Genomic DNA, 11,493 nt, shown 5'->3' on the forward strand with positions numbered 1-11,493 from the left:
CATGTCCATATTTTCTGAGAACCCACTATATCCTAGCATTTTAGCTATATTAATAAGATCTACGAGTTCTTCTGATGATAAATTCTTAATCTTCTTTTTAAACTCTTTAATATCTACTGATTGCCTACTATAATCTTTAAATATTAATTCTTCATCAGTTCTGGTTGTACCCATAAGTTCTTCTAATTGCATACTTACCAGTGTACCTTCATCACCTAATTCAATTACATATTTTTCAATAATATTGGTTATTCTCATTACCATTTCCATTTTTTGTAATGCAAGCGCCACATCATAAATAGTGACCAAATCATTAAATTCTAATGCATTTAAATTTATTACAGCTTGATTCAATACGTATTTATATTTTTCTAAGGTTTGAATTGCTTGGTTAGCTTTTGTAAATATTTTTGATATCTCTTCTGCTACATACTTCTCATTTCCTCTATACACAGTTATTACATTTCTTCTTTGAGAAATTGCAATTACTATTGCATTAGTTTGCCTTGCAACTCTCTCAGCAGTTCTGTGTCTAGTACCTGTTTCAGATGTAGGTATCGAATAATCTGGTATAAGCTGTGCATTTGCAAAAAGTATTTTTTTTGTATCCCCACTAAGTACTATTGCCCCATCCATTTTAGCTAGTTCATATAAATATGATGGTGAGTATTCTGCATTAATCGCAAAACCTCCATCTACCACATTCATTATTTCCTCATTGTTTGCTAGAACTATAAGTCCACCTGTTTTGGCTTTTAGCACATTGTCTAACCCTTGTCTAAGTGGAGTTCCTGGAGATATCATTTTTAATGCATGTAGTAGGCTTTTGTTACTTAATATGTCCTCCATTATTATTTATTCCCTCCTAGCACAATATTTATTGCTTGTCTTAAATTATCTACTGGCCAGATTTCTATCCCTTTCGTATCTTTTACTACATCATAATTTGTTCTTGGTATAACAATTTTTTTAAACCCAAGCTTTTTACATTCCGCAATTCTCTTTTCTATGAAGCTAATCCCTCTAATTTCACCAGTTAAACCAACTTCACCTGTAACTGCAATATGCTCATCTACAGGTATATTTCTAAAGCTTGATGCAACTGCAAGAACTATACCCAAATCCATAGATGGCTCATTAATCTTTATTCCTCCAACTATATTTATATATACGTCTTGATTTTGTATTTGTAAACCAACACGCTTTTCTAATACAGCTAAGAGTAATGATACTCTATTATAGTCTACTCCTGTTGCAGTTCTTTTAGGGATTCCAAAGCTAGTTGGAGATACTAATGCTTGTAATTCTAGAAGCATAGGTCTTGTCCCTTCTACAGTAGATATGATTAATGAACCTGCTACATCTTTTGGTTTTTCTGCAATAAGTATCTTAGATGGATTTTCTAACTCTACTAATCCTAAGTCTCTCATTTCAAAAACTCCAAGCTCATTGGTTGATCCAAATCTATTCTTTACTGCTCTAACCAATCTATAGGTATTGTATCTTTCACCTTCAAAGTATAAAACTGTGTCAACCATATGCTCTAAAAGCTTTGGACCTGCTAATGATCCTTCCTTTGTTACATGTCCAACTATGAAGGTTGATATACCCATTTTCTTAGAAATTTTCATAAATCTAGAAGTTCCTTCTTTAATTTGGCTAACAGTCCCTGGAGCTGAGTTTATCTCTGGGCTATATACAGTTTGAATTGAATCTAAAATTATAAGTTCTGGATCTATGCTCTCTAATTGAGATTCTATAATGCTTATATTATTTTCTGCAAATATATATAAATTTTCTGAGTTTATTCCTAATCTTCTTGCTCTCATTTTTATTTGAGATTCTGATTCTTCTCCTGATATATATAAAACTTTTTTCCCTGAATTAGCTACATTACTTGAAACTTGAATTAAAAGTGTCGACTTACCTATTCCTGGGTCTCCTCCTACAAGTACTAATGATCCTTTTACTATTCCACCACCAAGTACTCTATCTAACTCATTTATACTTGTACTAAATCTTTCTTCTGCTCTTGTTTCTATTGAATTTATATTTATTGGTCTCGAAGAAGATTTATCTACTATAAATACTTCTTTCTTTGAACTTTTTTGATCTATTTCTTCTACAAAAGTATTCCACTTTGTACACTCAGGACATTTCCCAAGCCATTTTGATGTCTCGTAGCCACATTCCTGGCATACATACTTAGTCTTTATTTTTGCCATATTTTAATCACCCTTAATTTCCTATTGTACTATATAATTTTATCATATGTATGGAATAATATGTAAACTTAATAAATTTTTAATAATTATACTTAAATAATATCTTTATAGTATATATAATACGACTTATTTATCTAAAAAATAAGAGGAATAAAATCCTCTTATTTTTAATTTATCTATTTACTTTTAAATACTATTTTATCATCTTCCACAATAGCGAAGATAGAAGTCTGTTTTTTTACATTTCCTTTCAGAAGTTCTTCAGATAATTCATCTTCTAATTCTTTTTGTATCGCTCTTTTTAATGGTCTTGCTCCATATTCTAAGTCAAGTCCAGCCTTAGCTATAAGCTTTACTGCATCTTCACTCATATCTAATTCTATATCCATTTCTTTTAATCTTTCTATTACTTTATTTGTCATTAGTTTTACTATTTCATTAATATGTTCTTCTGTCAATGAGTGGAATACTATTATATCATCTATTCTGTTTAAAAACTCAGGTCTAAATTTTTGTTTTAGCTCTACCATTATATTTTCTTTCATTTTCTCATACTTATCTTTTTCTAAATCACTATCTTTTACTGTACTAAATCCTAGTACTTTTTCTTTGCCTATTGTTGTTGCTCCAACATTAGATGTCATTATTACTATAGAGTTTTTAAAATCTACCATTCTACCTTTTGAATCTGTCAATCTACCATCATCTAATATTTGTAGTAGTATATTAAATACATCTGAGTGAGCTTTCTCTATCTCATCAAATAATATAACAGAGTATGGACTTCTTCTAACCTTTTCAGTTAGTTGGCCTCCTTCATCATGACCTATATATCCTGGAGGTGAACCTATCATTCTAGATACAGCATGTTTTTCCATATACTCAGACATATCTATTCTTATTATCTTATTTTCATCTCCAAATTCTGCCTCAGCCAAAGCCTTAGATAATTCTGTCTTACCTACACCTGTAGGTCCCAAGAATAAAAACGAACCTATTGGTCTATTCGGATCTTTAAGACCAGATCTAGCCCTTCTTATTGCTTTTGAAATAGATTTTACAGCTTGATCTTGGCCTATAACTCTTTCATGTAAAATATCTTCTAATTTAAGTAATCTATCAGACTCTTCTTCTATTATTTTGTTTACTGGCACCCCAGTCCAAAGACCTACTACTTCAGCTATAACCTCAGCATCTACTAGATCCGCATGTTTAGATGACTTATTCCATTGTTGCCTTACATTTTCCAATTCTTTTTTAAGCTTTTGTTGTTCATCTCTTATTTGAGCTGCTTTTTCAAAATCTTGGCATCTTACAGATTCTTCTTTTTCTTGATTGATATTTTGTACCTTTTTCTCTAAGTTTTTTATTTTAACTGGAGGTGTATTTTCTTTTAATCTAACCTTTGATGCAGCTTCATCTATTAAGTCTATCGCCTTATCTGGTAAGAATCTATCTGTTATATATCTAGTTGATAAATCAACAGCAGCCTTTATAGCTTCATCTGTTATTTTAACTTTGTGATGTGCTTCATACTTATCTCTTAATCCTTCTAGTATTTTTATTGAATCCTCTTTATTTGGTTCAGAAACCATTACAGGCTGGAATCTTCTTTCTAGTGCTGCATCTTTTTCTACATGTTTTCTATATTCATCTATAGTCGTAGCACCTATAACTTGAATCTCTCCTCTAGCTAACACAGGCTTTAGTATATTAGATGCATCTATAGATCCCTCACCTGTAGAACCAGCTCCTATTATTGTATGCATTTCATCTATAAATAAAATTATATTTCCATTTTTAGCCACTTCATCTACTACTTGTTTTATTCTTTCTTCAAATTCTCCTCTATACTTCGCACCAGCAAGTAAGGATCCCATATCTAATGTATATAATATTTTATCTTTAAGAGTTTCTGGAACATTATTTGTAGCTATATTTATAGCTAATCCTCCTGCTATTGCAGTCTTACCTACACCTGGATCTCCAATAAGTACAGGATTATTTTTAGTTCGTCTACTTAATATTTGTATTACCCTCTGTATTTCTTTTTCTCTACCTATTACTGGATCGATTTTACTTTGTAATGCTGATAGAGTAAGATTTATCCCATATTTTTCTAGTAACTTAGATGTTGTTTGTGCTTTGTTGCTCGTGTAACTACTATCACTTTGTGTTTGTACTGAGTACTCACTTATTCCCATCATCTCTATTATTGACTGTACTATTACCCTTTCATCAATTCCAGTGTTGTTTAATATTTTCACGCCTATTCCTTCGCCCTCTTGAACTATTGCTAATAATATATGCTCTGTTCCGATATAGTTAGTTTTTAATTTATTTGCAAACATACCTGAAAGCTCTAATATTTGCTTACTTCTAGGACTAAGAGTTATATTCTCTGTTGGATCTTTTCCTACACCTTCTATCTCAATAATCTTTCCTTCTAGATACTCTTCTGTTAGCCCTAATTGCTTTAATACCTTCGCTGCAATACCTTCTTCTTCCCTAATTAACCCAAGAAGTATATGTTCACTACCTACAACTTTGTGACCTAATTTCTTAGCAGAATCTAACCCTAAATCTATAGCTTTTTTACCTCTTTGAGTAAATCTGTTAAAGTACATAAACATCCCTCCCATAGTTCAATTTACTATATTTGTTATTACAACTAGCCTTTATATCTGTCTATGATTAAACTTAATTCTGACGTTTCATATTGAGTTAATGTATTATTATATTAATCATATCTAGTTTTTGTTAATTATATTCAATGATAGATAGATAAAATAGCAAGACTCCAGATTTTTCTATCTGGAGCCTTAGTTTATCTATTTATTATTCGCACTCTCTATTATCTTACTAGCTATTGTTTGAGGAACTTCATCATATTTTTCTAACTCCATCTCAAAGTATCCTCTTCCTTGAGTCATTGATCTTAAATCTATTGCATACTTAAATGTTTCTGCCTGAGGTGCTTGAGCATATATTGTTTGCTTACCACCATCATCAGGCTCCATTCCAAGTATTTTACCTCTTCTCTTATTTATGTCACCCATTACATCTCCCATATACTCTTCTGGAACAATAATTTTAAGCTTCATAATAGGCTCTAGTAATATTGGGTGTGCCTCCTCCATACCTTTTTTAAACGCTGCGCTAGCTGCCATTTTAAATGCCATCTCAGATGAGTCTACATCATGATATGAGCCATCATAAAGTGTAGCCTTAATATTTGTAACAGGGAAACCTGCAAGTATGCCTTTGACCATAGAATCTTTTAATCCTTTTTCTACTGCTGGTATATATTGCTTTGGAACTGATCCTCCAAATATTTCTTCTGCAAATTTAAAATCTTCATTACATCTTTCAAATTTTATTTTTACATCTCCATATTGACCATGTCCACCTGATTGTTTTTTATGTTTCCCTTGAACATCTGAGTTTCCTCTTATAGTTTCTCTGTATGCAACCTTTAGGTCAGTTAGATCAACATCTACACCAAATTTATCTTTCATTTTATTCTTAACTGTATTAATATGTAGCTCCCCTTGGCCACCTATTAAAGCTTGCTTCGTTTCTGAATTTCTATACCAATTTATTGTAGGATCCTCTTCTACCATTTTATTTAATGCAATACCTATTTTTTCTTCGTCACCCTTATTCTTAGGAAGTACTGCATAATAGATTTGAGGCTTAGGAAGTTCTATTTTATCTAATAAGTCTGTATCTTTATTTACCGATATAGTATCTCCTGTTTGTAATGAGTTTACCTTAGTAATGACTACTATATCTCCACATTTTGCTGTATCTATCTCTGATAATTCACGATTTTTCATTGTATATAAACTAGAAACTTTTTCTTTAGCTGATTTACTTAAATTGAATATGTCCATATCTTTACTTATCTTACCTTGAGTAACTTTTAAATATGACATTTTGCCTATGAATGGGTCAACAATCGTTTTAAATACTAAACCTTTAAATGGCTTCTCTTCTTCAGTATATTTAGGTTGTAAGTAATTGGATACTGTCTCAAGAATTTCTGTTGTACCAATATTATTTATAGTAGAGCCGCATATTACAGGAATCATATCTCCTCTTTGTATACCTATTGTTATACCTTTTTGAATCTCTTCAGGAGTCAACTCCTCACCACTAAAATACTTATCTAGTATTTCATCATCAGTTTCAGCTATAATTTCCATTAAAGCTTCTTTTACACTTTCTGCTTGTTCTCTAAACTCGCCTTCAAGGTCATCCATATTTTCAAAAACATTATGTAGTCTGACAAATTGCTTATCTTTGTATATAGGTATAATCATAGGAACTACTTTATTACCATACTTTTCTCTTAGCATAGCTAGCGTGTCTTTATATCTAGCTTTTTCATTGTCAATTTTATTTATAAACATGATTTTCGGTATGTCATCTGTTAATTCTAAGGATTTTTCTGTACCAACTTGAATAGGTGTTGTAGCATCTATTACGATTACCGCTGCATCACTAGCACTAAGAGATGATATAACTTCTCCACTAAAATCGAAATAACCAGGAGTGTCTAATAGATTATATTTATAGCTATTATACTCAACTGGTACTAATCCCATGCTGTAAGTCATATTTACTTTGTCTGTTAGTTTTGGTATTTTGTTTGTTAGATTCGATGCATAAGATATAGCTTCGATTAGATTAGTTTTTCCACAGCCACTATGTCCTAGTATTGCTATGTTTCTTAACATTTTACTATCATATACCTTCATATAAGCACCTACCTTTTAAATTTTTAATGCAGGTGGTGTAGTGTGGTTATATTGATTTGTCATTCCTGCGATATGCTTTTACTCTGTAGCTCTAATATTTATTCTCTTTTATAATTTATGTATATAATTTAAATTCTATACTTTGTAAAATTTATATTTGCTTAATTTTGTATAGAAATCTATATAGATGAGAATATTATTTTTCATTTGCTACAATTTTAATATAAATAATTTGGTTATTCTAAAATAAAGCTATCGTGAATGCAATTTATTTCCCGAAAAATATAAGGACTAAAATCTATATCCTTAAAATTTTTGGGTAAGAATTTATTTCTATATTAAGATATGACTATCCTCTTTTTTAAGATAAACTTGCCTAAGGTATTTTATTACAAAATTAACCTTAGACAAGTTTTTAGATATTACTTTTTCATAGATATTAATAGTTGTTTATCTCTTACTAAGTCATCTTCTTTTATCTTGATAGATTTTATTATTCCATCAGCCTTGGATACGATAATAGTCTCCATCTTCATAGCTTCAATTATTAGCAATGGTTGATTTGTCTTTACTTCTTCCCCTTCTGCTACTAATATTTTTACAACTTTACCAGGTATACTTGCACCAATTTGCATCGGATTGTTCATATCAGCTTTTATAATCTCTTTAATTTTTCCCGAGAAATTTTTATCCTTTATTTCTACCTCTCTTGTCATACCATTCAGTTCAAAACTTATTGTTCTATATCCATTGTCCTTTATCTCACCAATATCACTTAGCATAATTGTAAGTATCTTACCTTCCTCTATTTCTACTTCGCACTCTTCTCCCTCATCTAGTCCATAGAAATACACAGTACTCTCTAATTTAGAGATATCATTGTACTCTTGGAGATGTTTTAAATAGTTCTCATATACTTTTGGATAAAGTGTGTAACTTAATATATTTCTTATATTAGTATTCATATTAAACTTTTCATCTAGATATTTTTTTATTTGGTCAAAATCCTCATCCTCTATTAATAAACCTGGTCTTACATCAATTGGCTTTTCCCCTTTTAATACAACAGTCTGTATATCCTTTGGAATTTTACCTTCTGGTTGACCTATCATTCCTCTACAATAATCTAGTACAGAATCTGGGAAAGATAGATTTTTACCTTCCTCTATGATATTGTCTTTATCTAGATTATTTTTTGTCATAAATATAGCTAAGTCTCCAACTACCTTTGATGATGGTGTTACCTTTATAATATCCCCTAATATCATATTAGCTTCTTTGTATTTTTCTTTTACTACTTCAAACTTATCACTTAAACCTAAACTATCAGCCTGTGGCTTTAGATTTGAATATTGACCTCCAGGTATTTCATATTTATATATTTCTGCAGATGGACTGCATAATCCACTTTCAAACTTTTTATATACATTCCTTAAATCAGCATAGTAATTCCCTATCTCTTCATATCCATATAAGTCAATTCTGGTATCTCTTTCTGTATTTTTAAGGGCTTCTATTATTGCATTTAGCGATGGTTGACTAGTTAGACCTGCCATTGTTTCAAGTGCCCCATCTATTATATCTACTCCAGCCTCTGATGCCATTAAGCAAGTTGCGACTCCATTTCCACTGGTATCATGAGTGTGTAGATGTATAGGTACTTCTACATTATTCTTTAATTCTTTAATTAAGCTATAAGCAGCATAAGGCTTAAGTAATCCAGCCATATCTTTAATACATATTATATCTGTGCCTAAGCTTTCTAGTTCTTTTGCCATATTAACATAGTAATCAAGATTATATTTAGTCTTGCTACTATCTAGTATATCTCCTGTGTAACACATACTTGCCTCTACTATTTTCCCCGTTTCTAAAGCCGCATCTATAGATGGCTTCATATTTTCCACCCAGTTTAAAGAGTCAAATATTCTAAATACATCTATTCCTTGGCTTGCAGATTCTTTAATAAATTCTCTTATTACATTATCTGGATAATTTTTATATCCTACACCATTTGATGCTCTAAATAGCATTTGGAACAGTATATTAGGTATTTCTTTTCTTAGTTTTTGAAGTCTTATCCAAGGTGACTCATTTAGGAACCTATAAGCTACATCGTAAGTAGCTCCCCCCCACATCTCCAATGAAAACAACTCTTTCATATAATGTTCTGTGGGTTTTGCTACTTTGATTAAGTCGTAACTTCTTATTCTTGTAGCTAGTAATGATTGGTGCGCATCTCTCATAGTCGTATCTGTTAGTAATAATTTCTTTTCATTTTTGATATGCTCTATATACGATTGTTTTCCTAATCTATTAAATAATTCTCTACTACCCTCTATATTTTCCGTATTTTCTATTATTCTTGGTTTTCTTATTTTTTCGAATTTTGGTTTTGGATTGCATTGGTTCTCATTCACTACTACATCTCCTATAAATTGAAGAAGTTTCGTCCCTCTATCCTTACTATCTTTTATCTCAAATAAACTAGGGTTTTCGTCTATGAATTTAGTGCTGCATTTTCCATCTGCAAAAATAGGATTATTCAAAACATTTACCAAAAATCCAATATTAGTCTTTACTCCTCTTACTCTTAGCTCTTTTATTGATCTAATTGTCTTATTAATAGCTCCTTTAAATGTTCTATCCCATGAAATAGTTTTAACGAGTAAGCTATCATAGTAAGGACTTATATTTGATCCCGTAAATCCATTGCCTCCATCTAGTCTTATACCAAATCCTGATCCAGTTCTATATACTTGAATCTTACCTGTGTCTGGCATAAATTTATTTTTAGGATCTTCTGTAGTTATTCTACATTGGATAGAATACCCTCTTACTTCAATATCAGCTTGAGATTTGATATTTATTTCATTGCTGTTTAATTTATACCCTTGAGCTATAAGTATTTGGCTCTGAACAATATCTATTCCCGTAATCATTTCTGTCACAGTATGTTCTACCTGTACTCTTGGGTTCATTTCTATAAAATAATGCCCCCCAGTATCATCCACTAAAAACTCTAAAGTACCTGCATTTATATATCCAACATGTTTCGCTATCTTTATAGCATCATTACAAATAGATTCCCTTATATCATCACTTAAAGAAAATGCTGGAGCGTATTCAATAATCTTTTGATGCCTTCTTTGTACCGAACAGTCTCTTTCATATAAGTGAACTATATTTCCATATTTATCACCTAAAATTTGTACTTCTATATGTTTAGGATTAGGTATATATTTTTCTATAAAAATAATATCTTCTCCAAAGGCTTTTTTTGACTCGCTACATGCAGTTTGGTATTCTATCTCTAAATCATCCTCATGATATACTATTCTCATGCCTCTTCCACCGCCTCCGTTAGAAGCTTTAAGCATTATAGGATATCCAATTAATGAAGCTATTTTTTTTGCTTCTTCTGAAGTTTTTATAGGTTTATCTACTCCTGGTATCGTATCTACCTTTACTTCTTTAGCAATCTTTTTAGAGTTAATCTTGTCTCCCATCATGTTCATAATGTCAGCAGATGGACCTATAAATATAATTCCATTTTCTTCGCATTTACGTACAAACTCAGGATTTTCAGATAAAAATCCATATCCAGGATGTATAGCATCTACTTGTTTTCTCTTAGCTAGATCTATTATTCCATCTATATCTAAATAAGCATCTATTGGTCCCTTATCTTTGCCTATTAGATAAGATTCATCTGCCTTGGTTCTAAATAAACTATATTTATCTTCCTTGCTATAAATTCCCACACTTTTTATCCCTAATTCAGAGCAAGCCCTAAATATTCTTATCGCAATTTCACCCCTATTAGCAACTAAAACCTTATTAAATTTATTAAGCATATTCCCCTCATCTACCCCTTTCTTTCTCTAATATTAAAGATTATAGACTAAAAAACTTTATTTTTGAAGACCAGGATTAAAGTTCCTTAATTAATAACCTATATTAATTAAGGTAAATAACTTTTCATGTGTATAATTAGATTTTACCATTATAATCTTAAGGTAAAATTTTACTAATATCTTAATACTATATGCTAATTTATTTATAAAATATGATTTTAAATTTAAATATAGTATTTAAGACTTTGTAAATATACATTTAAATATTTATTAGAAAAATAAAAAAAGCAAGTTACTTAGTTTAGTAACTTGCTTTTGAAATAAAAAAGATTACGTGGCTACGTCTTACTCTCCCAGGCAGTTGCCCACCAAGTACCATCAGCGCTAGAGAGCTTAACTTCTGTGTTCGGAATGGGAACAGGTGTATCCTCTCTGCTATTGTAACCACATAATCTCTTATGCTTAATATTTCTATTAAGTTATTTAGAGTTAATACTCTAAAAACTGCAAACATTTAAAATTCATGACATTCATTTCGCCAACGTCTAAATATTCATATTCATTCATATTTATCCCGTTGCTCAAATATATATATTGGTCAAGTCCTCGACCTATTAGTATCGATAAGCTACATACATTACTGCACTT

The 11,493-nt window shown here is 30.8% G+C and carries 5 protein-coding genes and 1 rRNA gene; all 6 read right to left on the reverse strand.

All coding sequences use genetic code 11. The features are described 5' to 3' along the window. On the reverse strand, positions 1 to 849 hold an 849-nt coding region (disA, locus tag CHL78_RS18105; protein WP_116041665.1), incomplete at its 3' end, for a DNA integrity scanning diadenylate cyclase DisA. Between the two features lie 2 nt (positions 850 to 851). Next, entirely contained in the window at positions 852 to 2,225 is a 1,374-nt protein-coding gene (gene radA, locus CHL78_RS18110; RefSeq protein ID WP_094368512.1) for a DNA repair protein RadA, read from the reverse strand. Between the two features lie 176 nt (positions 2,226 to 2,401). Then, positions 2,402 to 4,852 (reverse strand): ATP-dependent Clp protease ATP-binding subunit, encoded by a 2,451-nt coding sequence (locus CHL78_RS18115; protein ID WP_094369167.1) that lies wholly within the window; start codon positions 4,850 to 4,852, stop codon positions 2,402 to 2,404. Positions 4,853 to 5,056: 204 nt separating this feature from the next. Continuing rightward, a complete protein-coding gene (locus CHL78_RS18120; RefSeq protein ID WP_094369166.1) occupies positions 5,057 to 6,988 on the reverse strand; it encodes an elongation factor G in 1,932 nt (643 codons plus the stop codon). A gap of 422 nt (positions 6,989 to 7,410) precedes the next feature. Further along, positions 7,411 to 10,845: a pyruvate carboxylase gene (locus tag CHL78_RS18125; RefSeq protein WP_094369165.1), complete on the reverse strand. Its 3,435-nt coding sequence runs from the start codon at positions 10,843 to 10,845 to the stop codon at positions 7,411 to 7,413. 332 nt (positions 10,846 to 11,177) lie between these two features. Continuing rightward, positions 11,178 to 11,294, reverse strand: a 5S ribosomal RNA gene (gene rrf / locus CHL78_RS18130). Between the last annotated feature and the right edge of the window lie 199 nt (positions 11,295 to 11,493).

The organism is Romboutsia weinsteinii (assembly GCF_002250835.2).
Classification (GTDB): domain Bacteria; phylum Bacillota; class Clostridia; order Peptostreptococcales; family Peptostreptococcaceae; genus Romboutsia_A; species Romboutsia_A weinsteinii.

Coding starts and splice junctions, on each gene's coding strand:
- CHL78_RS18125 (WP_094369165.1), bottom strand. CDS start 10,845: ATGCTTAATAAATTTAATAAGGTTTTAGTTGCTAATAGGGGTGAAATT.
- CHL78_RS18120 (WP_094369166.1), bottom strand. CDS start 6,988: ATGAAGGTATATGATAGTAAAATGTTAAGAAACATAGCAATACTAGGA.
- CHL78_RS18115 (WP_094369167.1), bottom strand. CDS start 4,852: ATGTACTTTAACAGATTTACTCAAAGAGGTAAAAAAGCTATAGATTTA.
- radA (WP_094368512.1), bottom strand. CDS start 2,225: ATGGCAAAAATAAAGACTAAGTATGTATGCCAGGAATGTGGCTACGAG.